The 25388-nt window shown below is 62.0% G+C and carries 18 protein-coding genes and 1 pseudogene; 12 read left to right on the top strand and 7 right to left on the bottom strand.

Annotation, left to right across the window (positions count from 1 at the left end; translation table 11 throughout):
• The first annotated feature begins 64 nt into the window (after positions 1-64).
• The 9 genes and pseudogenes from BUS12_RS12650 to BUS12_RS12615 all read left to right on the top strand — a co-directional run bounded on the left by BUS12_RS12650 (position 65) and on the right by BUS12_RS12615 (position 12405).
• Positions 65-1537 (top strand): sugar ABC transporter ATP-binding protein, encoded by a 1473-nt coding sequence (locus tag BUS12_RS12650; RefSeq protein WP_074296012.1) that lies wholly within the window; start codon positions 65-67, stop codon positions 1535-1537.
• Positions 1534-2466 (top strand): ABC transporter permease, encoded by a 933-nt coding sequence (locus tag BUS12_RS12645; RefSeq protein WP_074296011.1) that lies wholly within the window; start codon positions 1534-1536, stop codon positions 2464-2466. Before BUS12_RS12650 ends, BUS12_RS12645 begins: the two co-directional genes overlap by 4 nt.
• Positions 2463-3431 (top strand): ABC transporter permease, encoded by a 969-nt coding sequence (locus BUS12_RS12640; RefSeq protein WP_074296010.1) that lies wholly within the window; start codon positions 2463-2465, stop codon positions 3429-3431. The genes BUS12_RS12645 and BUS12_RS12640 overlap by 4 nt, the downstream gene beginning before the upstream one ends.
• A 9-nt stretch (positions 3432-3440) precedes the next feature.
• Positions 3441-4376, top strand: a complete 936-nt coding sequence (locus BUS12_RS12635) for an SMP-30/gluconolactonase/LRE family protein (RefSeq protein ID WP_074296009.1) — start codon at positions 3441-3443, stop codon at positions 4374-4376.
• A gap of 48 nt (positions 4377-4424) precedes the next feature.
• A pseudogene (locus tag BUS12_RS39785) lies at positions 4425-4505 on the top strand (AAA family ATPase); the annotation flags it as partial.
• Between the two features lie 88 nt (positions 4506-4593).
• Positions 4594-6867, top strand: a complete 2274-nt coding sequence (locus BUS12_RS12630; protein ID WP_074296008.1) for an FdhF/YdeP family oxidoreductase — start codon at positions 4594-4596, stop codon at positions 6865-6867.
• Positions 6868-7028: 161 nt separating this feature from the next.
• A complete protein-coding gene (locus tag BUS12_RS12625) occupies positions 7029-8024 on the top strand; it encodes a hypothetical protein (protein ID WP_074296007.1) in 996 nt (331 codons plus the stop codon).
• A complete protein-coding gene (locus tag BUS12_RS12620) occupies positions 8011-11622 on the top strand; it encodes a CHAT domain-containing protein (protein ID WP_074296006.1) in 3612 nt (1203 codons plus the stop codon). The genes BUS12_RS12625 and BUS12_RS12620 overlap by 14 nt, the downstream gene beginning before the upstream one ends.
• A gap of 462 nt (positions 11623-12084) precedes the next feature.
• Complete coding sequence (locus tag BUS12_RS12615) at positions 12085-12405, top strand: hypothetical protein (RefSeq protein WP_074296005.1); 321 nt, start codon at positions 12085-12087, stop codon at positions 12403-12405.
• Positions 12406-12490: 85 nt separating this feature from the next.
• Here the strand turns inward: BUS12_RS12615 and BUS12_RS12610 are convergent, their stop codons facing one another.
• From BUS12_RS12610 to BUS12_RS12585, 6 genes are all read right to left on the bottom strand, one after another.
• Positions 12491-13594: a porin gene (locus tag BUS12_RS12610; RefSeq protein WP_074296004.1), complete on the bottom strand. Its 1104-nt coding sequence runs from the start codon at positions 13592-13594 to the stop codon at positions 12491-12493.
• A 143-nt stretch (positions 13595-13737) separates the two neighbouring features.
• Complete coding sequence (locus BUS12_RS12605) at positions 13738-14844, bottom strand: hypothetical protein (protein ID WP_074296003.1); 1107 nt, start codon at positions 14842-14844, stop codon at positions 13738-13740.
• Positions 14831-16147, bottom strand: coding sequence for an MFS transporter (locus BUS12_RS12600; RefSeq protein ID WP_074296002.1), 1317 nt, complete (start codon positions 16145-16147; stop codon positions 14831-14833). The genes BUS12_RS12605 and BUS12_RS12600 overlap by 14 nt, the downstream gene beginning before the upstream one ends.
• Positions 16148-16238: 91 nt before the next feature.
• Positions 16239-17390: a DUF5624 domain-containing protein gene (locus BUS12_RS12595; RefSeq protein WP_074296001.1), complete on the bottom strand. Its 1152-nt coding sequence runs from the start codon at positions 17388-17390 to the stop codon at positions 16239-16241.
• Positions 17391-17406: 16 nt separating this feature from the next.
• Complete coding sequence (locus BUS12_RS12590) at positions 17407-18285, bottom strand: amidohydrolase family protein (RefSeq protein WP_074296000.1); 879 nt, start codon at positions 18283-18285, stop codon at positions 17407-17409.
• Between the two features lie 19 nt (positions 18286-18304).
• Entirely contained in the window at positions 18305-19081 is a 777-nt protein-coding gene (locus tag BUS12_RS12585) for an HpcH/HpaI aldolase family protein (protein ID WP_074295999.1), read from the bottom strand.
• 97 nt (positions 19082-19178) lie between these two features.
• Between BUS12_RS12585 and BUS12_RS12580 the strand changes: the two genes are divergently transcribed.
• The gene (locus tag BUS12_RS12580; RefSeq protein ID WP_074295998.1) at positions 19179-20066 is read left to right on the top strand and encodes a LysR substrate-binding domain-containing protein; all 888 of its coding nucleotides are present in this window, start codon (positions 19179-19181) and stop codon (positions 20064-20066) included.
• An 86-nt stretch (positions 20067-20152) separates the two neighbouring features.
• Here the strand turns inward: BUS12_RS12580 and BUS12_RS12575 are convergent, their stop codons facing one another.
• Positions 20153-21073, bottom strand: a complete 921-nt coding sequence (locus tag BUS12_RS12575) for a LysR family transcriptional regulator (RefSeq protein WP_074295997.1) — start codon at positions 21071-21073, stop codon at positions 20153-20155.
• A 362-nt stretch (positions 21074-21435) separates the two neighbouring features.
• On the opposite strand from BUS12_RS12575, the gene BUS12_RS12570 reads away from it, so the two are divergent.
• Both BUS12_RS12570 and BUS12_RS12565 read left to right on the top strand, forming a co-directional pair.
• Positions 21436-22230 (top strand): substrate-binding periplasmic protein, encoded by a 795-nt coding sequence (locus tag BUS12_RS12570; protein WP_074295996.1) that lies wholly within the window; start codon positions 21436-21438, stop codon positions 22228-22230.
• On the top strand, positions 22227-25337 hold the full coding sequence (locus BUS12_RS12565) for a bifunctional diguanylate cyclase/phosphodiesterase (RefSeq protein ID WP_074295995.1): 3111 nt from the start codon (positions 22227-22229) through the stop codon (positions 25335-25337). The genes BUS12_RS12570 and BUS12_RS12565 overlap by 4 nt, the downstream gene beginning before the upstream one ends.
• Positions 25338-25388 lie beyond the last annotated feature (51 nt).

Raw genomic sequence — 25388 nt, 5'->3', positions numbered from 1 at the left:
ATGCGTACCGGCAACGCGGGTGTGATATCCCATCTGGGTTGAGTCGGGGTGAGTGGGGAGTGTTATGGCATTGAGTGCAGATGCAGCATTTGTCAGAACCGCGACGATCGGCAAGACCTTTGGTGCCGTGCGGGCGCTGGTCGATGTCAGCCTGGCGTTTTATCCGGGGGAGTGCGTGGGTATCGTCGGACACAACGGCGCCGGTAAATCGACGTTGATGAATATCCTCTCGGGGGTATTCAAAAACGACCACGGCGCGCTGTTCGTGGGTGGGAACGAGCTGGAGCATCACTGGAATACCCACGAAGCCATCCGGCACGGCATCCGCTGCGTCTTCCAGGAGTTGTCGCTCTGTCCCAATCTCAGCCTTGCCGAGAACATGCGTCTGCGGACTTCGCACGGCAACGGGCTGGGATGGCGCAAACAGGCCGGCGCGCAGTTGCTGGATGCGCTGGACCGGATATTCCCGGGGCATGGCCTTGCCCCACGCCAGATCATCGAGGACATCCCGATCACGAAACGTCAGATGGTGGAGATCGCCATGGCGTTTACGCCCGGCGACCACCCCCTGAAGCTGGTCATTCTCGATGAGCCCACTTCTTCGCTGGACGAACACTCGGCGAAGCAACTGCTGGGTTACTTGCGGGAGTTTGTGCGCGGCGGCGGCATCTGCATTCTGATTTCGCACAAGATGGCAGAGGTCATGAATTACAGCGACCGCGTCGTCGTGATGCGCGAAGGCGCTGTCGTCTACGAAAGTCCTACGGCACAAACCGACGTGGAGCGCGTAGTCGACGCAATGGGCCACGGTCACACGAACCAGGGCGACAAAGCGACGACCGCCCGGCAATTTCAAGCCGGCGAACTGCAGATACAGGCGCGCCTGTCTGCGGAAAGTTTGCCGCTCAAGGCGTTCGAGGGCGAAATCATCGGACTGGCGGGGCTGGCCGGGCACGGCCAAACCCGCCTGCTCAAGCTGGTTCATGCGTTGCACAAGGGGCGCGCGGATCGGCTCGGCAATGAACGGCGTGCCGGCACGGCCTTTGTCGCCGGCGATCGTCAGAGCGACGGCGTATTCGGTTTGTGGTCGATTGCCAAAAACATGAGCTTGTCCTGGCTGGGAAAATGCGGGCGGGCAGGGCTGATTTCCTTTAAGGAGGAAGGCCGCCTGATCAGGCAGTGGATGGAAAAGTTGAAGGTGAAAACGCCCGACATGAATCTCCCCATCGATTCGCTTTCCGGCGGCAACCAGCAGAAGGTATTGTTTGCGCGTGCCTTGGGAGCGGATGCGCCGGTCATCCTCATGGACGATCCGACGCGCGGCGTGGATGTCGGCACCAAGTTTGAAATCTATAACATCATTCGATCGCAAGCCCATCAGGGGCGCACGTTCCTTTGGTACACCACCGAGTTCGAGGAGCTCTATCACTGCGACCGCATCTATGTCATGAACGAAGGCAAAATTGTGGGCGAAATCGCGAATGCGGATTTGAGTGAAGGCGAGCTGTTCCGCATGTCCTTCGAGGAGCTGGCATGAGAAATCTCCGCGCCAATACCTCCCGTTTGCTGTCTGCGCTCACCTTTGCGGTCCTGCTGGGGCTGATCTATCGAAATCAGCCGCTGGCGCTGTCGTATATGGGACTGACACTGCTATTGGGCGCCTCTGTCCCGATCGTGTTCGCAACCCTCGCGCAGATGATGATGGTGTCGGTAGGCGACCTGGATCTGTCCATTGGGCCGTTCATTTCGATGTGCGCCGCGATCGGCGCGGTCATCCTGCCCGCCTCGCCCTGGCTCGCAGTCCTGCTATATGTTCTGGCGGTTGGCGTGTACGTGTTTTGCGGTGTCCTGATTCAGGTACGGCAGTTGTCGTCGATTGTCGTTACGCTGGGTTTGTCGTTTATCTGGCTGGGCTTCGCACTGTTGCTGGTGCCGAGTCCAGGTGGTCAGGCGCCTCAATACCTCGTCGATCTGATGGCGTGGCAACCCCCATTCGTGCCGTTGCCTGTCCTGTTTGCCCTGCTCGCGGCGCTGATCGCATATGTGATCTTTAATGTCACCGTCTTCGGTATTGTCGTGCGCGGCTTTGGCGGCAACCCCAAAGTGATCCAGCGAAGCGGCCGCTCGAGCCTCGGCATTCACGCCGCCGTCTACGCGTTGGCAGGGCTATTCGGCATCGTCTCCGGCTTGCTGTTGCTGGGACAGACCACGTCGGCCGACGCCAATCAGGCCACCAGCTATACCCTGATTTCCATTGCGAGCGTCATCCTGGGCGGCGGTGAGTTCGTCGGCGGGAAGGTGTACGCGCTGGGAAGCGTGTTCGGCGCCTTGACCATGACGCTGGCGACGTCGTTTCTGAACTTCTACCAGGTGTCTTCGGACTGGCAAGTCGCCATGCAAGGCGTGATTCTCGTCGTGGCGCTGAGCTTGCGGACCGTGATCAACTATTCGGGGAAACCAGCATGAGCGACGTCCGTGTTTCCGCGTGGGGTCGGCTACGCAATACCTACTGGCTAAGTACCTGGCTCGCGGCGATTCTCGCGCTTGTCGCCACGGCCTTGTTCAACGCAGGCAAAGGGGGCCCCGGCATGGGTTCCCTGCTGACGACGGCACTCAGCTTCTCGACCTTCACCGTCCTGGTTTCGTTGGGGCAGATGCTGGTGATTACGAGCGGGCCCGGCAATATCGACCTGTCGATACCGTCGGTGATCGCGCTATCGGGCGCCTTGTCGATGAGTGCAATGGAAAGCTCGAACAGTCTCATTGCGGTGGGCATTCTGGTCGCGCTCGCATCCGGAATGGTGGTGGGGATCGTGAACTTTCTGCTGATCCGCCTGCTGCGGATTCCGCCGATTATCGCCACGATGTCGAGTGCCCTGATCGTCTTGTCCTGCGCCATCGCTTACGGACGCGGCATGCGTACGCCGCCTCCCGCCTTGTTGGCGGAGATGCTGGTGGCGCGCATCGGTGCTGTGCCGGTATTTGCGCTCTTCGCGATGGTGCTGACCTTGCTGGTCTGGCTACTGCTCACCCGCACGATATACGGCAGGGCGCTTTGTGCAATCGGTCAGAATCGCAATGCGGCGCGCCTGGCCGGCGTGAAAACGGGCTTCCATGTCCTGCTGACGTATGCAATCAGCGGCGCCCTGGCCGGCTTGACCGGATGCCTGATAGCTTCCTACTCCGGCGGGAATTCGCTGGATCAAGGCAATGAATATTTGCTGCTGACGGTAGCGGTGGTCGTGATTGGCGGTACCTCGGTTGCCGGTGGCCGGGCGTCTATCGGCGGCATCTGGGGCGGGGCGTTGTTCATGTTTCTGCTGGTCGCCTTGCTGAACAGTGCCGGAGCGAGTGCGGGTTTGCGAACCTTGTTGACGGGCATCATCATCGTGATGGTGGTGGCATTGACGGAAAAACGGCGAACACGTTAGGAAAGCGAAATGAATCATTCGGCTATAGAGGTCTATGACGAGCGCGCCCGGGAATTGCTGGCGGGCGATGCGAAGCTGGAGCAGCTGGCGAGCGGCTGCATATGGAGCGAAGGCGCGGTCTGGATGCACGAGGACAACTCCGTGCTATGGAGCGACATTCCCAACAACCGGATGATGCGCTGGCATCCCGAAGAGGGCGTGAGCGTCTGGCGCGATCGCGTGGAATTCACGAACGGTCATTATCGTGAAGCGGACGGCAGCCTGCTGCACTGTTCTCACGGGCAGCGTGCGGTGATTCGCACGCGATTCGGCCCGAATCTCAGCCGGCCGGTCGATGAGATCGTCGTGGACCGCTATCATGGCCGGCGCCTGAATTCGCCCAACGACGTGGTGGTGAAAAGCGATGGGACGATCTGGTTCAGCGATCCGCCGTACGGCATCTTGTCGGATTACGAGGGGCATCAGTCCGCTCAGGAAATGCGCGGCTGCCATGTGTTTCGATTCGACCCGCGCGACAAGACGCTGGATGTCATGACCGATCTTCTGATCTGCCCGAACGGCCTGGCATTTTCGCCGGACGAGTCACTGCTTTACGTGTCGGATACGTCAACGATCCCGTATGGAGACGAGGGCTTCCACAACATACGGGTGTTCGACGTCGTAGGCGGCCGGTCTTTGAGCAACGCCCGGATCTTCGCGACCATTGCCGATGGGGAGGGCTTGCCGGATGGATTTCGCCTTGACAGCCGCGGCTGGGTCTTCACCAGCAGCGCGATCGGCATACAGGTCTTCCACCCCGACGGCACCCGGCTCGCGCTGATCCCGGTGCCGGAGAAGGTGGCGAACCTGACGTTCGGCGGCAAGAACCGTGACGAGATGTTTATCGTGGCGTCGACGTCTCTGTACCGGCTGAAAGTGAACGCACAGGGCATACAACGACCGTAGGGGTGTTGAAAGCACCGAACCCTATCGGCCCCGTAGCCTGAGCTGCGCGGCGGCCAGTTGACCGAGTGCGTCCGGCGGCGTCCGTATGGCATGGTGTTGCTCGACGAGATCGGGAACGCCCATGTAGACTGAGCCTTATCCTAACCGTACGCCGCGACGCGGCGTAACCCCAGGCAGGACAGTCTCCGGGTCTCTGGGGCAGTTCATGGAGCCGCAGATGACGAATCGACGCGAAGTGCCCGGTATTCGGGAGTACGACGACCCAGCGGGTGGTTGGGGGGCGCTCAAAGCGACATCGCAAGCCATCCGGCTGCAGATGGAGACCATCAAGGCTCCCCTCACGTTGCTTCGGACCAATCAGCCTGATGGCTTCGACTGTCCTGGCTGCGCATGGCCCGACAAGGAGCACAAGTCGACGTTCCAGTTCTGCGAAAACGGTGCCAAAGCGGTCACCTGGGAAGCCACGACCAAGCGGGTACGCCCAGAGTTCTTCGCGTCCAACACGGTGTCGTCGCTGCTGGAACGGTCGGATTTCGAACTGGAGGATATGGGCCGGCTCACGCATCCGCTCGTCTACGACCGTGCAACGGACACCTTCCGGGCCGTCGAATGGGAGGCGGCGTTCGGCCGGATCGGCGAAATCCTGCGCGGGCTGTCGCCCGACCAGGTCGAGTTCTATACGTCCGGCCGGGCCTCGAACGAGGCCGCGTATCTCTATCAGCTGTTCGCCAGGGAATATGGCACGAACAATTTCCCGGATTGCTCGAACATGTGCCACGAACCGACCAGCGTCGGCTTGCCGCAATCGATCGGCATCGGCAAGGGCACCGTGTCGCTCGACGACTTCGAGAAGACCGACCTGATCATCTCGATCGGCCACAACCCGGGCACCAACCACCCGCGAATGATGGGCACGCTCTGGGAAGCTTCGCGTCGCGGCGTCCCGATCATCGTGTTCAATCCGCTCCGCGAGCGCGCGCTAGAACGCTTCCAGGATCCGCAGTCGATGCTACAGATGGCGACGTTCGGTTCCACTCGCATCGCGTCAACCTATCATCAGGTGAAAGCTGGCGGCGACGCGGCCGCGCTCAAGGGCGTGATCAAGGCACTGCTCGCGCTCGACGCCGAGCGCGGCGACGTACTCGACCGCGAGTTCATCGCGACGTACACGGAAGGCATTGATGCGCTCGTGGCGGACATCGAGGCCACTTCGTGGCAAGACATCGAAGCGGAAAGCGGCCTGACCCGCGATGAACTCGCTAACGTCGCGGACGCGTACGCGAAAGCGAAGTCGACGATCATCACTTACGGAATGGGCGTCACGCAGCATAACAAGGGCACCGCGAACGTGCGCCTGATCTGCGACCTGCTGCTGATGCGCGGCAACATGGGCAGAGAAGGCGGCGGTATCTGCCCGCTGCGTGGCCACTCGAACGTGCAAGGCAACCGTACGGTCGGCATCACCGAGAAACCGTCCGCGGCATTCCTCGCGAAGATCGAGGAAGTACTCGGCTTCAAGCCACCCGCGGAGCATGGCCACGACGCAGTCGCGGCCATGCAGGCGATGATTGCGGGCAAGTCGAAGGCGCTGCTGTGCCTCGGGGGCAACTTCGCGGTCGCGCTGCCGGATTCGGATCAGTGCTTCCCGGCGATGAAGGCGCTCGATCTGAGTGTGCATCTCGGCACCAAGCTCAACCGCTCGCACTTGCTGGTCGCGAAGGAAACCTACATTCTGCCGGTGATCGGTCGCACCGAACTCGACATGCAGAACGGCATGGGCCAGTCGATCACCGTTGAGGATTCGATGTCGATGGTCCATGCGTCGGCCGGCAAGCTCACGCCCGCCTCCGAGTTCCTGCGCTCGGAGCCCGCAATTGTGGCCGGCATCGCCGCCGCGACGCTCCCGGACAGCAAGGTGAACTGGATGGAGCTGGTCGCCGACTACGACAAGATCCGCGACCTGATCGAAGAGACGATTCCGGGCTTCGAGCGCTACAACGCACGCATCCGCGTGCCGGGTGGCTTCCGCATGCCGCTGCCGCCGACCGGGCGCGTTTTCCCGACGCCGACCGGCAAGGCGATGTTCTCGGTGTACCACGGTGTGAAGGAAGACGCGGACGTGGATGGCGACGACGTCCTGCGCCTCGTGACGCTGCGCAGCCACGACCAGTACAACACGACCATCTACGCCCTGGACGATCGTTACCGGGGGGTGTTCGGCCGGCGTGACGTGCTGTTTATGAACGAGGCCGATCTTGCCGCATGCGGGCTTGAACATGGGGATCTGGTCGACATCGAGACGGCCGTGCCTGGCCGCCAACTTCGCCTGGAGAAGATCACGGCGATCGCCTACGACATCGCGCCAGGTTCGGTGGGCGCTTACTACCCGGAAGCAAACGTTCTGGTGCCGCTTGACTACATTGACAAGGAAAGCGGCACGCCGTCCTACAAGTCGACGCCGGTTCGTGTGGTCCGCTCAGCGGTAGTTTGATTCTGGTAGAGCGCGCCAGTCTGTCGGTTGGGGCAGCGCGAATGGCGGTTATCCCGCCTCGCGTCTTTTCCCCTATGGCGCGCTGTTATCCATACCCTACACTGTATTGGACGGATTTCGGATCCGGGTAGGTGAGCCTCGCCTTTCAAAGGGGAAGCAGGATGACACTGAATGAGTACACCGATGCCAACGACCCCGTGATGGGGGACTTGCCCGCCGATGAACTCCTTGCTGTCCTGGAGGAGATTGGCGACCACGAAGCGATTGCATGGCTTCGGAAGGAGTTGGATGGACAGGGTAGCCTCGCGATAGCCGCGACGGACTTCGGATTCCAACTGCCCCAGATACTCGGCGGCGACGCGCCGCCGTGGCAGTACACGGCTCATGTGTTCGGCTATATTCCCAGATTGTCCGCCGGGACAACGCAGTCAGTGGCCATCGTGGATGCCTCCAACATCGTAGCCGACCGCTCGCTTGTCGGCGCTCATGTGCACATTACCTTGCAGCAATTGCGGGTGGCTAAATATCCGGGCAACGGCAGACATCAGATTCTGCTCGACTGCGGGGTGTTCGACCAGCGCCTCAAAGAGCGCGAGCTACGGTTTAGCCGATCCTACAACGTACTCGACGGTCAATCCGCTGGCGTAGCGGGCGATCCCCTTTTTTCGGGGCTCAAGGTGGGTGACATCGGTATCGGGCTTCGTTGTCAGACGGTCAACGTCAAGAACGAACTTGACGAGGAATTCCTGCAAGTTCTGAATTCAGGCACTTTTCGACATGGACTAAAGCTCGTCGGTGCCGCAATTAACCCGGCCATCATTCCATTCACGGAAATCGTGGCCGCAACGACAGGTGCGTTTCTCAAACGAACCCGGCGGAACAGAAAGGTCCAGGAGTTTCGCATGGGCCTCGACTTCGAAACACCGCCTTTTGGAGCGCGCCTGGCGTTGGGCTCTTATTTGGCCGTGCAGGTACCTCAGTCTGTTGAGCAGGCTTTCGACTGGAGCGCATGGGTTTATCTTCCAGAACAGGCAGCGATCGTCAGTAAGGCTGACGGCAAGACGCTTATCAACCACAATTACCTGGCATTCGGTGTACAACGCGTCGAACCTCCGGTGAGCCGGAAAAAGGCCACCGTCGCTCATGAGCGTCCTTGAGATCAAGGAGTGCGGTTTCGACAGCCGCGGCGTGATGAGGGTGGCGATCACCTACCTCCACGCCAACGGTTCAAAGACCGCGTCTGCCGACCTCGCACCAGTCTGGACCGAAGACGACTGGAGGCTTCATCGCTGGTATTTTGAGGACTTTCTCACGGGACGAGACGGCCATGTTCCGCGACTCGCGAACGTGGCGTTGGACCGCATGGCCGATATCGGGGTGAATCTGTTTCGGCAGGTCTTTGATGGCGGCGAGGAAACCCGTCGACTTTGGGCCGAAGTCTCACAGGCGCTTCGCGGATTGCGAGTCGAGATCGAGGAGGCGGATCCGCGGACAAGGTTGTTTCCATGGGAACTGCTGCGTCCAGAACGCAACGCGGCGTCTGTATCGCTCGCTGTCAGCTCATTCGTGTTCCGCATTGCGCAGAGCCATATGTCGACGAAACTGGGCCGGCCGACCTTAATGCGTCATGGCGCGAGGCGGCCCGTAGAATTAGATGAATCGCGCCCGTATCGTGTGCTGTTCGTTATCTGTCGTCCGTTCGACGACAGTGACGTCGAATATAGGGCCGTCGCTCGTCCGGTACTTGCCGCCCTTGAACAGCGAAACCACCTGGGAATCACGCTTGACCTGCTGCGTCCCCCTACGTTCCGAAGATTATGCGTAGTACTGAAAGAGGCGGCCGATGCGGGTCGACCTTACCAGATCGTTCATTTTGACGGACATGGAACATGGGAGCATCTCGAGGGCAGCAGCGGCTTTCGTGGATATGCCTTGTTTGAACCCGAACTGCAAGGCCGGAGTCTTGTCCCCGGCGACAAGCTGGGAATGGCGTTGAACGCCGGCTCCGTCAAGCTGCTGATCATGAACGCGTGCCGTTCCGCCTATACGCAATCCAGTGGAGCGTTGTCGGCGCGGGGCATTGACGGTTTGCCCATGGCTGCGGATGCGGCGATGCCCGTTGCCTACGAAGTTGCCGCCAACGGTGTGGATAGCGTCATCGCCATGCGTTACAACGTTGGCGTCGAAACCGCAGCGCAGTTTGTCGTCCAGTTGTACGACGGTATAAGCCAAGGTGGCGAGCTTGCCGATATTTTCTCCGACGCAAGACGTGATCTAGCGTTCGCACACGGCCAGCAGCCGGCCTCCGAATGCTGGCAGTTGCCTGTCCTTGTTCAAAGCAAGACGGTGCAATTCCGGACGAATGAATCGACGGTCGGTCGACGGCGCGCGCGGTCCGGGAAGCATCGGAACATGTTTTCGGACGGCATCCCACCTGCTCCGGAAGGTGGCGTGATCGGCCAGGACTATGCTTTGCTTGCGATTGACCGAGCCCTCGTGAAGTATCAGGCGGTCATGCTCGTCGGGCCGCCGTACGCGGGAAAGTCCGTGCTTGCTCAAGAGTTTGCGCGTTGGTGTTCACTCACGCATCATCCTGGCGGACACGGAGCGGTCGCGCCCTTCGAAAAGGTCATCTATCGGGAGTTTGTCGGCGCGTTAGCCGCGCAGGACACGCTGTGCGATAGCATTTGCAGGGCACTGCCTATCGCGGTGGATGATTCGTTCTCCATCACTACCGCGACGAGCAGGCAGCTCCTGAAATCAACGTTGCTGATCGTGGATTGCAGTGTCGAGGTGGCGTCATCCAAAGTTTCCGGTGATAGGCCCGGAAGCTCAGGTGGCGGCAAGCTCGGCGATCTTATTCGCTCGCTGCTCCATGCGGGGCTCAGGATTGTCTGGGTATCGAGAAGTCCAGTCCGGTCGCTCCTTCCCGAGAAATCGACAGTAGCGTTCTCCCTGCGACGTCTGAGTCCAGACGCCTCGCGGGCCCTGGCGGGCGAGTGTCTTTCCCGGGAGTGCGTTGACGACGACCGCTTGCTCTCACTTCTCGTTGCGACGTCACGAGGCTTGCCCGGTGTTATCCGATGGATCATCGATCGCGCGCGTATCAATGCCACAGGGACAACGCAGTCCTTCCAGCAAGCGTTGGATGCGTTGCTGCAAGGCTTCGTGGTGAACGGCATTTTCGACGCCAGGCAGCCGAACAGTGTCTATGAAGCACTGTGCGCTTCCATCGACAGGCGATATCAAGCCGGCGAGCGAAGAGATCTCGCTCTCATCGCGCTGTTTCAAGGATTCTTCCAACTGGTCACACTCCGCAACCTGAAATGTGGACTGGATAGTCTCGAAGTTGACGCGCACGCTAACTCGCAGCGGCATTGGGGCGATCTGCTTCAGCGCGCGGAGAGCGATTATCTGCTGCAGTCCTGGGGAAGCGAAGCCTATGCCATTCATCCCTTTGGCCGAGCAATTTTGGTCCGCTGGTTTGAAGAGCACTTCGGAGAATTTGCACGTTCGGCATTTGACGAGACGGGGATGGCCGCTGTCGGCGCTTATGTGAAGGCGGCTGTCGAATTGGGCGACTGGCTGCAGTCCAGGGCCGACGTCGGTCGCGCCGCGGCGGTTCACGCGTTTGCGCTTGAAATATCCAATCTCGTCGCCGCATTCGACTATGCACTCGATTTAAAGGACTTGGAATCGGCAGTCGCACTTCTCTTCGCCATAAAAATCCAGTCGCAGTACGCACCAACTTCCAACGAATGGTTGGGGATGTTCTTACGAGCACGCACTGCCATTGAGGCGCAGCTCGCAAAAGGCTCCAGCTTGCCGCCGCTTAGCCAGGCCGTGTGGCTGGAGTTGGCAATTGCAGCGTCCGAGGGAGCGAGTGAATCGCAGAGGGCAAGGGCTCACTACTTCAGCTTTTGCGAGCAATGGATGCGTTCCACCATGCAAGACCCCGCATCGCAGCGGTCACCGGAGGCCGTTCAGGCAAGGTTTCGCTATGTCCATGCGGTTCTCAGCGCTGAAGACATGCTTGCGAGAAATGGCGTCGCCTACCTTGAGAGAACATTGCGCGAGGCCGCTGATGTGGCCTTCGCAATCGACCGGCCGCGCCTGCAAGCGCAGGCACTGGTTAGCCTGGCCAAACTCTACTACGGGGGTGCTCCGCCCGACGAAACGTGGACGGGCAAACTGGAGGAAGCTGAAGCATGTTTGATGAGAGTGCTCGATCAGGAGGGCGAAGTTGATGTGCCAACCTGTGCGGCGGCCTTTTTTTATCTTGGCTGTATTTGCGTCAAGAGATTCTATCGGAGCGCTGACGAAGCGAGCGATACGGACGAGCAAAACCGGTTGCTGGAATGCGCGCGTGAAAATTTTCTGCGCTCGGCGGCATACAATGAACTGCCCGCTGCGGGGATTGATGACGATCTGAAATCCATGCTCTATGACGAGCTCGGATTTGTGTCGAGGGCTCTCGGGGATGTGGAGGGTGTGGAGCGATACTTTCAGAAGTCGATGGCGCTGGCTCGCAAGATAGGCGACGAACATGGCGCCGCTGTGGCATGTCGAAACCTGGGTGCTGCCTTGACATCTTTTGGTTCAACTTATCTCGCCCGGCTTTATCTTCTCGAATCGCGACGAAGCTTCGTGCGTCTTCAACGAGAGGGGGACGTACAGGCAGCGGCGGAAATAGTCACTTGCCGTGAGCTCTACGATCATTTCTTTCACGAAGAAATGCCTGACACCGGTGAGTAGTTCATTGACCGGTGTCAGGCGACTTGCCTTAGAAGTCGTACGTGCCGGTCAACAGAACAGTTCGCGTTGGACCCGTCGGGATGAACTCGGTGCTCGTGCTTTACGAAGCCCAGTCCGAGGAGGCTTCGCTCATGGCACGCCGGTTCGGGCAGGCAACTGGCCGGACGCTTATCGAACTCACCGCAGCGTGAAGCCTGCCCTTGGGCGACCCGGAGACTGAGGCGACGTGGCGAATGGCGCATCGCGAGTGTGCAGGGGCGCGGATGATGACGCGATAGCGGCAGCGTAGCCTCCTCAATGACAGAATGCCGCTTCTTCAGCTACATTCATGGTTCCCATGTTGTGTCTTCATTGGGAATCAAACGAAGCATCGATCCATGAGCCGACACGTCAGCCCTCGCTGTCTGCGCCGCGTTGATGGGCGGTGCTCCCGAATCCTGGCATTCGTCTGGAGATAAACCTATGACCTTCTCACCTTCCAAGAAAATAGCTGTGTTGTTTGCATCGGCCGCGCTCGTCATCGGATCGATCACTCCCGCACTCGCGCAAAGCAGCGCGAGCGGCAGTACCGCCGACGCCGCGCCGGCGGCCTCCGCTCCGGCGGCAAAGACGACCAAGGCCCAGCGGAAGGCCGCTCGCAAGCAGGCTCGGGCAAAGAAAAACGCCGAGTTGAAGAAGCTGGAAGATGCCGGTTATCACCCGGCGCAGAACGATCCGAACTATCCGCAAGACCTGCAGAATGCGCAGAAGAAGGCGGGGATCGGTCAGGGCGCAAGTCAGTAGTACTGTTTAAGGCCGCGAGCGGGTTGTGTTGGGCAACCGCCCGCGGCGTCCGACGCGCTGCGCTCACATATGTAGCGTGCCGGGACTAGAACAACGTGCGGATGCCGACCCGTACCGCCGTGGAAGACTGGCCGGTGCCGACATAGATCCCGTTGGCAAACACCGGCGCTGCCCCGCCGCCGAGGAAAACCGGTGCGGCGCCGCCCGAGGCGCGCAGATAGGTCGCGCTCGTGTAGACATCGGTGCGCTTGGACAGGGCGTAATCGAGCAGCAGCGTCGCGTTCTGCCACTTCTGCGCTTCGAGCTTGCTGTACCAGTAGCCGCCCATTACCGTGGTCGCCGGTGTGACCTGGAGGATTTCGTTCACTTCATACGTCGGCATCGAGCCGTTGTCGTTGGCGATGCGGAAATGCGTATCGGTGAACAGCAGCCGCGTCGTACTGATGCCGAAGTGATAGTCGCCGCCCACCCCGACGCTGCTGACGTCGTTCGCCAGTACCGGCGTGGCAGGGAGATTGGGGAAGAACGTGGTGCCCGCCTGGCTGGGTCCGTTCAGACCGAGGTCGTGCGTATCGGTGTACGCGGCGCCGAGATCCAGCGGCCCGTTCGAATAGTGCATCCCGAACGCAATCACCCGTCCTGTTCCTGCCGATACGGATTGCGAAGGAAACGCGTACAGTGCGCCGGCCTGAAACCCCGCGTAGTTCGCTGAGGTGTACTTGACGGCGTTGTTGATGTGCAAAGTGCCGGCCAGGTGATCGAAATCGCCGGGGTGCCAGGAGTATTGGCCGGCGACTGAGCCCATCGCGAACTGCGTGAGGTCGTCCCAGAAGAAGTCGTACTGCTTGCCGAGCGTGAGCCGGCCGAATCGGTCGTTGGCGATGCCCAGCCACGCCTGGCGGCTGAACAGCACGCCCGATTGCACCATGCTCCCGGAGTAAAGATTGAAGCCGTTTTCCAGGTCGAAGATGACGCGCGAGCCCCCACCGATATCCTCCATGCCGCGTAGGCCCCAACGGTTCGACTGGATCGATCCGTCGTTGGCAACGAAGGCGGAATGGCCGTTCAGGTTGCTGAAATAGGTGACACCCGCATCGATAATGCCGTACAGCGTTATGCTGCTTTGCGCGTGGGCTAACGGGCTCGCCAGCGCAAGCAGGGCAGTGGTACTCAAGGCAAACTTTTTCATTGCTAGTCTCCAGTCATTATTTTTCAGGCAAAACGGTGCCCTCCCTGGCTAAAGGGATATCGGTTCCCGTTGGGGAATGCCCGGCGGGCCGCCGGGCGTCAATGCGATAGCTGCGTGGCCGTCGTACGGGCCGTGTTTGGCCGCTAGCCGTCGAAGCGATAAAGCGTCGAGTCAGTACGGAAGCGCACACCGGCGCTCAAGGCATTGCTGACGACCAGGTAGCGCTGCGCGTCGACGGTGAAGGTGGCGGCGTCGGTGGCGCCCGAGGTGGCGAACGGGCCGACGCGCTCGAAGCGATCGTCCCGCCACCTGAAAATCTCCGACTGCGTCTCGACAACCGGTGCTTTAGGCGTGCCGGTGATAAAGCACACGCGCACCAGATAGCGTCCCTGCTTGCCGTCGATCAGACAGAGCTCGCGTCCACCCGCGCCGCCCAGGGTTTGCGTGGCGACGAACTGGGCGCCGTCGAATCGATAAAGCGTGGTGTGCTTGAGCAGATTGGCGTGCAGCATCCATAGCGCGCCATTCGCTTCGAAAAAGCGGAAGGCACGTCCACCGTTTTCGTCGAAGCTTTGCAGCGGCGCGAAGGTCTCGCCGTTCCAGCGCAGCACCGACGAACCGCTCACATGATCGGCATACGCGAGATAGCGCTCGCCTTCGAAACTGACAAACGCGAAGTTGTAGCCCCATTGTCCGTCGAGGGTCTGAAACGGTTCGAAGCGTTCGCCGTTCCATTCGAACAGGCGCGAGTCGCGTGGATGGCGGGGAACCATGCCATCCACCACCACGCCTTGCGCCAGCGCGAGAAAGTGTCGCGAGTCGAACGAGAAGGCGACCCACTGCTTCGCTGCGAATGCCGGGAAGTCTTGTAGCGGCACCCATGCGTGGGCGATGCGTTCGTAGACAACCGCGTGGGTGTCGAGGTCGTACGGTCCTTTGCCGGTTCGAATGCCGGCGGCCGCGAGAAAACGCCGGCCGTCGATTTCAAAGTATTCCAGATCTTCGCCGCCGGGTAAGGGCAGCGCTTCATGCTCGACGAAGCGGCCGTCCAGCCAGCGGTAGATGGGCGCTTCAATGTCGCTGTCGCCACCGTTCATATAGGGCGGCTCGCCCGCTACGTCGCGGGCCAGTTGCGGCACGCCGAGAAAGAGACCCTCGTCGGTCGTAAAGACTTCCGCCGCCCGCGCACCGCTTGTGGGCAATTGCTGCAGCTGCGTCAGCAGGCCGCCGCCCGATTCAATGTTTGCCATTACCGGCTTCTCCTAACTCAGAACCTGGGATTGCAAAAGACCGGGCCGGCGGGAGCGGCCCATTCTCTTCGCGTGGACGCAGCAGATTGGCGAGCGCGATGCCGAGCGCAGCGGCCACCGCCAGCAGCGCCGCGAGCATGAACAGCGTGTCGAATGCCAGATGCTGCGACAGCAGGATGCCGCCGACCACCGGCCCGATGATCGAACCGAGCCGGCCGATGGCGAGCGCCCAGCCGATGCCGGCCGCTCGCACGTCGGCGGGAAAGAGATGGCTGGCGATAGCCGGAAACGTCAACTGCCCGCCGACCAGAAACGCGCCCACCGCGAACAGCATCGCCAGCGCGAGGTTCCCCGCGCCGATGAGGTGGCCGAGCGCCGCCGTCAACAGCGCGCCGCCAATGAACGACAGCGACACTGGCACGAAGGGGCCGCGTTTGCCGACCATCGCCGACAGCACCAGCGCGCCGCCGATCGCGCCGAAGTTGAGCACGACAGAGCCGAGCGCCGCGCGACCCGGTTCGACGCCGTTCATGTTGAGCATGGTAGGCATGAAGCTGACGAGAAAGCCCGAGAGGATCATGCTCGACAACACGCCGAACCACAGCGCCAGGGTTGCCGGGAGCCGGCCGCCGGCGAACACGCCGCTCACTACGTGCAGACCGCGTGCCGCCGCTTGCTGCCGCGCGGCGGCCCGTTCGTCGCGGCTGAGCGCGTGCGTCGGGATCACGAGCAGCACGGGGATCAGCACGAGCAGGGCGAAGGCGCCGCCCATCAGGAAGACGAATGGCCAGCCGAAGCGCACCATCAAGGCCGCGGTAATCGCGCCGCCGACCACCGCGCCAAGCGGAAAGCCGATGAACATCAGGATGACCAGGGATGAGCGCCGTTGCGGCGAACTGCTTTCCGCGGTGATGGCGGCAACCGGCGGAATGGCGCCGCCCATCCCGAGACCGCCGATAAAGCGCAGCGCGGCCAGCATCGTCGCCGATGTGGCAAATGCACAGCCGAGTGTGAACACGCCGGTCACACCGAGCGCCAGCAGGAGCATTGGCCGCCGCCCGAAGCGGTCGGCCAGCGGCCCGACGATCAGCGACCCCAGCACCGTGCCGATAAATCCCGCACCGAAGACGCGGCCCAGGGTAGCGTGATCGATCTGCAGCGACTTCGCGAGCAACGGCGCGACGAACGACAGCATCAGCGTGTCGAAGCCGTCGATCATCGAGACCGCAAAGCACACCAGCGTAATGCTCAGCACGTTGCTGACCGGTGGACCTGCAGCAGGCTCTCGTGCAAGTAGGTTCATGAAGCTTGTCTCCTTCATCAAGGGCGTTTTCTTATGGTCCGCGCGGATGCCCTGCCGCGCGGGTCGTGTCGGCTTTCGCCTTTGATCGTCTCTAGGACCGTTCCGCGTGCGGATACCTCACGTTCGTAAAGCCCGGTATCTCCACCTGTTGCGGCTGGTTGCCGTTGCTGTGCAACTGATCGACGATGTAATCAGCGACGCAATTCGACAGGAGTTGGTTCGGGTCTTCCATGATGCGTCGCAGCCGCGCCGTGGTGGCTTCGCGATCGTCGACCGATCTGATCGGCGGCATGCCGTCGGCGGGCGCGGGATCGAAGCGGTACGGACGCTGCTCGGGAAAGAGAGCGCGTGCGACGTCGATACTCGCGCGCGTGTTCAGCCACAACGCCCTGTAGCTGCGTTCGAGTTCCGCGAGTCCCGCCGCGTCGGGCAGTTCGGCGACCGAGAACGACGGCGCATGCGGCGCGACGAACACGCGCTCCGGCAGAAGCGTGCGGTTCGACGCGCACCACACCAGATAGCACATGTTGTTGGTCGCCCACGTGGCGCCGGCCGTCGGCCGGCCCGATCGTCCGCTGACCAGCACCATCAGGCGACTCCAGTCGAGTGCTTGCGCGCGCAACCAGTTGCCGATGCGATAGACGATGTCGAGAAAGGCGAGCCCGAAGGTGGCGAACATCACATCGTTCATCGACACAGGAAAGGCGTCCGTGGGCGGCGCGGCGAAGTACTCGTCGTTCAGGCGTGCGAAGTTCAGCAGCGAGTGATCCTTCCCGATCCGCTCGAGCAGGTCGATCGTGACGCCGCAGGTGTAGTCGACCAGATCGGCGATCTTCTGCTCGTGGCCCGCGAAGCTGGCGACGGCGACATGATCGCGCCACAACGCGAGCGAATTCGCCGCGCGGGTTTCCTGCGCGTGACCCCGCAGGCGCGCCGCATCGCTTTGCCAGCTATCGTCCTCTGGCGACAGTTCGCGCATGCGCGCCAGGTAGGCGACGGCCAGCGGCAGATGCGACACCGCCGTCAGTTCGATGAAGCCGCGCGTCGATTTGCGAAAGCTCTCAATAGCCGGCGCACGGCCTGCGCCGGGAAACAGCACGATATCGCTGCCGGTCGAGACGAGCAGCGGCGCGTCGGCGTCCTGCCGCGTCATCTGCCCGGTCAGGTGCGCGCCGATGCTCTGCGGGTCCGACGTGAACGCGCGAAAGAGACCGGCAAACGCTGCGTTGGGTTGGTAGGGCATGATAGGTTTGACTGCCTCAGTAATCGAACAGGCGTGCGGGATTGTCGGAGAGAATCATCTTCCGCACCGCCGGATCGTCGGTCCATGCGCCGAGCAGGTTCAGCAACTCGCCGGTGTCGCGCGTCGAATCCGGAATGTGCGGCCAGTCGGAGCCCCAGATTACCTTGTGCGGCGCCGCTTGAACGATGGCTTCGGCCATCGGCGCCACAGCTTCATAGCCACGATGTTTGGCGATCCGGTACGGCGCGCTCAGCTTCAGCCAGCACTGGCCGTCTTTCAGCAAACTCAGCAGGCGTTCGAAATCGGCGGGCGTCAGGCCATCTTCTTCGAGCATATAACCCATGTGGTCGATCACGAAGTCGGTCTGCACGTCAGCGAGAAACGGGATCAGGTTGCGCACCACCCAGCCCGGCGCATAGAACTGCACATGCCAGCCCAGACTCGCGCAAAGGCGCGCCATGCGCGTGATGTATTGCTGGATCTCCGCAGTCGGCAAGCCGGAGCGCGCAAACAGGTCCAGCCGCACCGCGCGAACGCCGGACGCGTGGTAACTGTCGAGCGTCGCGGCATTCGTGCCTTCGTCGATCATCACCACGCCGCGTGCGATCGATCCGGCCACATGCAGTGCATCGATCATGCAGCGGTTGTCGGTGCCGTAGAAACTCGGCTGCACGATCACGAAGCGCTTGAGCTGCAAGCGGCCCATCAACTGCAGGTAGTACGCGAGCTTGCCGTCGGGCAGCGTGTAGTGCGGATGTTCGACGTGTCGATATTTGTCCAGCGGACCGAATACGTGCATGTGCGCATCGCAGGCGAGCGGCGGCATCGTGAACGACGGGCGCGACAGCGTTTCAAAGTCGCGCATCGGGGTGGAGATCAGGGGAGTCTCTGCCATGGTCTGAAAGTAGGGGAGTTTAAAGAGCGCGGGCCTGGTCCGCGCGTTCGCGCAGCGCCGCAAGGAAAACATCGCTGTCGATGCCGCCGAAGATGAACGGGGCCGCGCCTTCGCGGCGCAGCTCGTTCAGCGCCTCGCACTCGGGCATGCCGCCGACGATCGCGACCTTGCCGTGCCGCTGCGCTGCCGCGATCACCTGGCGGCAGGCGGCGACCACCTCGGGATGGGCCGATTCGCCGGTGTGCCCCAGATCGGCTGACAAATCGTTGCAACCGAGCGCCAGCACGTCCACGCCTTCGACCGCGGCAATCGCGTCGGCTGCCTCGACGCCGGCGCGGCTTTCGATCAGCACCTTGAGCACGGTCGCTTCGTTGAGGCGCCGGTTCATCTCGCGCGGTGCGAGCTTTTCAAAGTTCACATACGGTAGCGTCGCGAGTTGCGAACGCTGTCCAAGCGGCGGAAAGCGCGTGGCGATCACCGCATCGCGCGCCTGCTGAGCCGTTTCGACACGCGGCACGATGATGCCGAGCGCGCCGCCGTCGAGTACCCGGTTGATCGTGCCGTAATCGCGCTCGGGCACGCGCACCCACGGCATCAGGCCGAGGTCGACGGCGCACGAGGCGAGCTGGGCGACGGTATCGACGGGCAGCGAACTGTGCTCCATGTCGATCCAGATCGTGTCGTAGCCGGCCGCCTTGGCCCAGCGCACGATGTCCGTCGTGCGCGAGGCCCGGATGCCCAGCGCAATGATCTTGTGCCGCTCGCGCAGGCGTTCGACCAGTTCCGCACCGTTCATGCTGTCTCCATCGTTGTGTTGGTGGAATACAGTATCGTCGCTGGAACAGTTTTGATCTATTCTCTGAAATCAACTTATTGATTTGCAGAGTAAATCAGTGAACATCCGGCATCTTGAGTATTTCGTCGTCCTTGCCCAGGAATTGCACTTCCGGCGCAGCGCCGAGCGGCTGGGCATCACCCAGGCCCCGCTGAGCCTCGCGATCCAGGCGCTGGAGGCGGATCTCGGCGCACGGCTCTTTCACCGCACGCGCCGCAGCGTGGCGCTGACCGAGGCCGGGTTCGCGCTGCTCGACGACGCGCGGGCGATTCTGGCGCGCGTCGAACATGCGAAGGAGAGCGTGTGGGATACCGTCAGCGGCGAGGTTGGGCGGCTGCGTGTCGGGTTTACCAATGCGTCGACGCTGTCGCCGTTTTTCCCGCGGCTGATTCATGCGTACCGGACGCAACGGCCGAAGGTCAACATCGCGCTGCTGGAACTGTCGTCGTCCCTGCAGATCGAGGCCATCGAGCAGCGGGAGATCGACGTCGGTTTGCTGCGGCTGCCGGAAAGCGCGCTCCCCACCGATGTCGTGTTCACGCCGTTGCTGGAAGAACCTCTGCTGCTGGCGATGCACGCGGGGCATCGGCTCGCCGAGGTGGCCTCCATCAAGCTGGCGGATCTGCGCGACGAGCCGTTCATTGCGTATCCGCGCCAGGCAGGGGTGGCCGTGTACGAACAGACGGTTGCGTTGTGTGCGAAGCGCGGCTTCGAACCGCAGGTCGTGCAGGAGGCGCAGCAGGCTTCCACGCTGATTGGGCTGACCGCCACGGGGCTCGGCATTGCCCTCGTGCCCTCAACGCTGCAGACCATTGCGGTGCCGGGCGTCGTGTTCCGGCATCTGGACGAGACCGACACCATTACCACGCTGTACATCGCGCATCGCTATCGTGACGCCAACGCCCGGGCCATGCAGTTTGTGGAGCTGGCCCTGGGGCTTCGTTAGTATTTCATTAGGATGACGATAGGTATTCGCCGGGCCATCGTGAAGCGCTGAAGGCCACACGCATGAGCGCGCTTGCTTCGCTCGCGTCAGGCGCGCCAGGGAGCGGGATTCAGTGCGCGTTTGGCCGCCTCGAGGAACACCCGCTGCCGGACCGACATCCCCTGGCGCGTCGGCAGCAAGGCCATGACCGGTGCAGGCGCCAGGCTCCACGTGGGCAAGACCCGGACGAGTTTGCCTTCCGCGATCAAATGGGACACATCCCACTCGGAGCGCTCGGCGATGCCGAGCCCGTCGATCGCCCAGTCCCTGATGACGGTACCGTCGTTGGTGGAAAGCGCGCCGGAGATCCGTACGGTGACCGGCTTTTGTGCGTGCTTCGCACCACTGTCGCGCGGCGTAAACCGCCAGCGTGGCAGGTCTTCGTCGTTTTCCCGCAGGCACAGGCATTCGAACTGGGCAAGCTCGGAGGGATGCTTGACCTGCCGCAGGCGGCGCGCGAACGCGGGACTGGCGCAGAGCAAACGGTCGTTGGGCGCGAGGAAGTGTCCGATCCATGACGACGCCCTGAGATTGCCGATGCTGACGACAACATCGGCCCCCGCGGCGGCGGTCAGCGGGCTCTCGGATAAATGCAATGAGATGGCGAGCCTGGGATGGGACTGGCGCAGCTCGCCGACGATCGACGACACATACGCGCGACCGAAGCCCAGTGGCGCGACGACCCGCAGATTGCCGCTCACATGGTCTGTTTTGCCCGATACGCTCGCCGGGATGGCCTCTATCCGTTCGAGCAGTTCCTTCGCCTCGTCGAGGAAGCGGCGGCCTTCATCGGTGAGCGAAAAGCCGCGCGCTTCCCGGATGGCCAGGCGGACACCCAGGCGTTCCTCCAGTCTTTGCAGCCGGATCGTCACTGCGGGCGGGGTGAGATTCAGGCGTCGGGCGGCTGCCGCGAGCGAGGGCGACACCCCCAGGGCGCGGAACAGGCGCATATCATCCAGCTCGACCATTACTTTTCCTTTAACGATGGGTTAGTCTGCCAACCGACAAGCCGAAGCGTACATGGAAGCGACATCCCTCTCTGGATCGGCCAGGACTTGCAGCACGGAAAAATTCAAACGCACTTAAGAACGGCGCCGCGCTGCCGATAGTGCGTATGGAGTACATGCCGATTGAAGGTTGCGACGGCTTCGATCACAGGTGTAAGCTGACAAGCTGAAAAAAACATCGAAAAACCCGCCCAAAAAAAAGCCGGAAACTCGGTATCCTATTCGCACCCGTGAGAGGGGCAGGGCAGGGAAATGCGTAGTCAGCGGCACTTTTGACAATATTAAAGGCTGTATCCTAGTCACCTTCGCACGATGGAGACGCTGTGATTCGACGTAGCCTCGGGGGTCTGCTACTGACGTTAAGCTGTCTGGGCAGCGCTATGGCGGCCGGTCCCACCTGTTCGCGTTCATTTACGCTGGCGTTGCACGATCACGGTCTGCTGTATTCGGTCGACACCGATTCGGGCATCGACAAAGACTTCGCCGACGAGTTGATCCGCCGCAGCGGTTGCCAGATCCGGGTTAGCCTCATGTCGCGCGCGCGGATCTGGAAGCTGATCGAATCCGGCGCACTCGACTTCAGCCTCTCCGGCATCGCCAACGACGAGCGCAATCAGTACGCCGATTTTGCGTGGTACTTCAGCAATAAATATTATCTGCTGGTACGCAAGGATGCGGGCATTCAGCGCTTGGCCGATTTCGAGCACAACGACCAGTTCCAGCTCGGCGTGATCCGCAGCTTCCGCTATAGCGAGTCGGCCAACCGGCTGGTCGACGACCTGGCGGCCGAAAACCGCGTCACCCAGGCGAGCGGTCTGGATCCGCTGTATCAGGCGCTGCTGCTCCGGCACATCCAGGGGATGATCATCGAGCCCTTCGATTACCCCGCCATCGACGAAAAGCAAATCCGCGACGTGACCGCGATCGTGGAGTTCAACGACCCCGCCGTTCCGCACGGCCTCATCATGTCGAAGAAGGCGCTGTCGCCCGCGGAGCGCGACAAGTGGCGCGCCCTGGTCAACGAAATGCGTGCCGACGGTACCGTACGGCGGATCTTCGAGAAATATTTCAAACCCGACCTCGCCGAGTCGATGGTCAATTTCCCGACGCCACCGTGAGCTGGGCGCGCCTGGTTCTCCTTCCGCTGCTGGTCCTGTCCGCTTCACTGAGTGTTACGTGGATACTGTGGGACCATGAGCGGCAAGCGGCCCGCCATGAACTGCTCACCCAGTTCGACTACTCGCTGGGCGACGCGGTCAGCAGGATCGAGCAGCGGATGGGCACCTATGAGCTCCTGCTACGCGGCGTGCAGAGCATGTTCGCCGCCACCGGCGAGGTGGACCGCGAGCACTTTCGCGACTACGTCGGCACGCTCGATCTCGACGCCGCCTTCTCGGGCATTCAGACCATTGGCCTCGTCGAGTGGGTGCCGGCCGCGCAAAAGGACGAGCATGTCGCCGCCATGCGGCGCCAGGGGCTGTCCGGCTATGCGATTCAGCCTGAGGGTTCGCGCGAAGACTACGCGCCGGTCATCCAGCGCGAGCCGCGCATTGGTCTGAATCGCGCGGCGCCCGGCTTCGATGCCTGGACCGACCCGGTGCGGCGAAGCGCCATGGAGCAGGCGCGCGACTCCGGCATGGCCGCCATTTCCGGGAAGGTCCGCCTGGCGGTGGATCCCGACGCCAGCGCTCACCCCGGTTTCATCATGTACCTGCCGATCTACGCACGAGGGCAACCGCAGGACAGCGTCGCCCAGCGCCGCGCGCACCTGGTCGGTTGGGTCTACGCCTCGTTTCGCATGCACGATGTGATCGCCAGTCTGTATGGCGAGCAGCCGCCTGGTCTGTCCATCGCGATCTACGATGGCGTCGAACCGTCGCCCGCCGCGCTGCTGCACCGGACACCTGAAGCGGCCGGGCGGCATGTGCCCGTGGATATTTCGGCCAACGAATATCTGGTCGTCGACGGTCATGACTGGACCCTGTCGATGAGTGCCCAGGACGACTTCAAGGCGCGCTTCGGCCGTAACGCGGCGTGGTTGATCGCCAGCATCGGCACGGGCCTTAGCCTGCTGCTGGCGTTCCTCACCTGGCTCATCATGACCGGACGCGGCCGCGCGATGCGGCTCGCCTCGGCGATGACCAAAGAATTGCGCGAGAACGAGGAGAAATTTCGCGCGATTGCCGACTGCACGGTTAACTGGGAGGTCTGGTGGGGGCAAGACGGCAAGCCGCGCTGGATCAACCCATCGGTGGAGGAGTACATCGGCTATACGGTCGAGGAGTGCATGGCCATGCCCGATTTCGCGGGCGCGCTGATCCATCCGGAAGATCTGCCGCGCGTGGCGCCGGAGTTTCGGAAAGGGCAGCAGGGTTTTCGCGGCGACGACCTCGAATTTCGTTGCATTCGCAAGGATGGATCGCTGATCTGGCTGTCCGTTTCGTGGGTGCCGATCAGCGATGCCAAGGGCGATTTCATCGGCTTTCGCACGAGCGGACGCGACATCACCGAGCGCAAGCAGGTCGAGGCCGAGCTGCGGATTGCCGCAGTCGCATTCGACTCGCAGGAACCGATGATGATCACCGACGCCAGCGCCAAGATCCTGCGCGTCAACTCGGCGTTCACCGAATGCACGGGCTACGCGCCCGAGGAGATCGTGGGTCTGACGCCGCGCGTGCTTCAGTCCGGCCGCCACGACGCCGCCTTCTTCCGTGAGATGTGGGAGACGATCCAGCGCGACGGCGGCTGGCAGGGCGAGATCTGGGACCGCCGCAAGAATGGCGACGTCTACCCCAAGTGGCTCGCGATCTCCGCGGTGATGGGCGAGGATGGGGTCGTCAGTCATTTTGTGGGCACGCATCACGACATCACCGAGCGCAAGATCGCCGAGGAGAGAATCAAGGAACTGGCCTTCTTCGATGCGCTGACTCACCTGCCCAACCGCACTTTGCTGCTGGACCGCCTGAAGCAGGCGATCACGGCCAGTGCCCGCAGCGAAACGTGCGGCGCCTTGCTGTTCATCGACCTGGATCACTTCAAGACCTTGAACGATACCTTGGGCCACGACAAAGGCGACCTGCTGCTGCAGCAAGTGGCGCAACGTCTGGCTGCCAGCGTGCTCGAGAGCGATACCGTGGCTCGCGTGGGCGGCGACGAGTTCGTGGTGGTGCTAGGGAGCCTGCACGAAAACTGGGAAGAGGCGGCCAGCCAGACCGAAGCGCTCGGCGAGAAAATCCTCGCGGTGCTGGGGAGTCCGTATCAACTTGGCGAGATTGAATACCGCAGTACGGCGAGCGTCGGTGCGACTGTGTTCAGGGGACATCAGGCGTCGATCGACGAACTCCTCAAGCAGGCCGATCTCGCGATGTACAAGTCCAAGGAGAAAGGCCGCAACGCCGTGTGTTTCTTCGACCCCGACATGCAGACCGTGGTGGTGGAACGCGCTGCGCTGGAGGCGGGCCTGCGCGATGCCATCGAGGAAAACCAGTTCCTGCTTCACTACCAGGCGCAGGTCGACGGCACCTGCATCACGGGCGCCGAAGCCCTGGTGCGCTGGCAGCATCCCACGCGCGGGATCGTGCCGCCTGCCGATTTCATCCCGCTAGCCGAAGAAACCGGACTGATCCTTGCACTGGGAAGCTGGGTCATGGAGGCGGCCTGCGCGCAACTGGCGCAATGGGCCACGCGGTCCGAGACGGCGCACCTCACGATCGCGGTCAATGTTAGCGTCCAGCAGTTCCGCGAACCGGATTTCGTGGACAAGGTGTTGAGCATCATTGCTCGAACCCGCGCGAGACCCGACCGGTTGAAGCTGGAGTTGACCGAAAGCGTGCTGGTGGACAACGCGGAGGACATCATCCGCAAGATGGGGGCGCTTAAGGCGCGTGGCGTGGTGTTCTCGCTGGACGACTTTGGAATTGGATATTCTTCGCTATCCTATCTGAAGCGTCTGCCGCTGGATCAGTTGAAAATCGACCGGTCGTTCGTGCGCGATGTCCTGGTCGATCCGAATGACGCGGTGATTGCCAGAGCTATTGTGGCGCTTGCGCAGAGCCTGGGGCTGGGCGTGATTGCCGAGGGCGTGGAGACCGAGGCTCAGCGGGATTTCCTCGCGGCTGCGGGATGTCACGCGTATCAGGGCTACTATTTCTGCCGTCCGCTTCCTGTCGAGGGGTTTGAAGCGTTTTTGAGCCGGCTCGAGACGGGGCAGTGCGTGGCCGAGTAGGGGGAAGGGGAAACGCGGGTCTTCGCGACCAGCGTTTCCAGGGCGTTAAAA

Source organism: Paraburkholderia phenazinium, assembly GCF_900142845.1.
GTDB lineage: Bacteria > Pseudomonadota > Gammaproteobacteria > Burkholderiales > Burkholderiaceae > Paraburkholderia > Paraburkholderia phenazinium_A.
The sequence above is the reverse complement of the archived record's forward strand: the minus strand, read 5'-3'. Positions and strand labels throughout refer to the sequence as shown.

Excerpts from the sequence above, each read along its gene's own strand:
- BUS12_RS12610 (WP_074296004.1), bottom strand. The coding sequence starts at position 13,594 with ATGAAAAAGTTTGCCTTGAGTACCACTGCCCTGCTTGCGCTGGCGAGC.
- BUS12_RS12625 (WP_074296007.1), top strand. The coding sequence starts at position 7,029 with ATGACACTGAATGAGTACACCGATGCCAACGACCCCGTGATGGGGGAC.
- BUS12_RS12585 (WP_074295999.1), bottom strand. The coding sequence starts at position 19,081 with ATGAACGGTGCGGAACTGGTCGAACGCCTGCGCGAGCGGCACAAGATC.
- BUS12_RS12620 (WP_074296006.1), top strand. The coding sequence starts at position 8,011 with ATGAGCGTCCTTGAGATCAAGGAGTGCGGTTTCGACAGCCGCGGCGTG.
- BUS12_RS12595 (WP_074296001.1), bottom strand. The coding sequence starts at position 17,390 with ATGCCCTACCAACCCAACGCAGCGTTTGCCGGTCTCTTTCGCGCGTTC.
- BUS12_RS12640 (WP_074296010.1), top strand. The coding sequence starts at position 2,463 with ATGAGCGACGTCCGTGTTTCCGCGTGGGGTCGGCTACGCAATACCTAC.
- BUS12_RS12600 (WP_074296002.1), bottom strand. The coding sequence starts at position 16,147 with ATGAACCTACTTGCACGAGAGCCTGCTGCAGGTCCACCGGTCAGCAAC.
- BUS12_RS12630 (WP_074296008.1), top strand. The coding sequence starts at position 4,594 with ATGACGAATCGACGCGAAGTGCCCGGTATTCGGGAGTACGACGACCCA.
- BUS12_RS12635 (WP_074296009.1), top strand. The coding sequence starts at position 3,441 with ATGAATCATTCGGCTATAGAGGTCTATGACGAGCGCGCCCGGGAATTG.
- BUS12_RS12605 (WP_074296003.1), bottom strand. The coding sequence starts at position 14,844 with ATGGCAAACATTGAATCGGGCGGCGGCCTGCTGACGCAGCTGCAGCAA.
- BUS12_RS12645 (WP_074296011.1), top strand. The coding sequence starts at position 1,534 with ATGAGAAATCTCCGCGCCAATACCTCCCGTTTGCTGTCTGCGCTCACC.
- BUS12_RS12575 (WP_074295997.1), bottom strand. The coding sequence starts at position 21,073 with ATGGTCGAGCTGGATGATATGCGCCTGTTCCGCGCCCTGGGGGTGTCG.
- BUS12_RS12650 (WP_074296012.1), top strand. The coding sequence starts at position 65 with ATGGCATTGAGTGCAGATGCAGCATTTGTCAGAACCGCGACGATCGGC.
- BUS12_RS12615 (WP_074296005.1), top strand. The coding sequence starts at position 12,085 with ATGACCTTCTCACCTTCCAAGAAAATAGCTGTGTTGTTTGCATCGGCC.
- BUS12_RS12590 (WP_074296000.1), bottom strand. The coding sequence starts at position 18,285 with ATGGCAGAGACTCCCCTGATCTCCACCCCGATGCGCGACTTTGAAACG.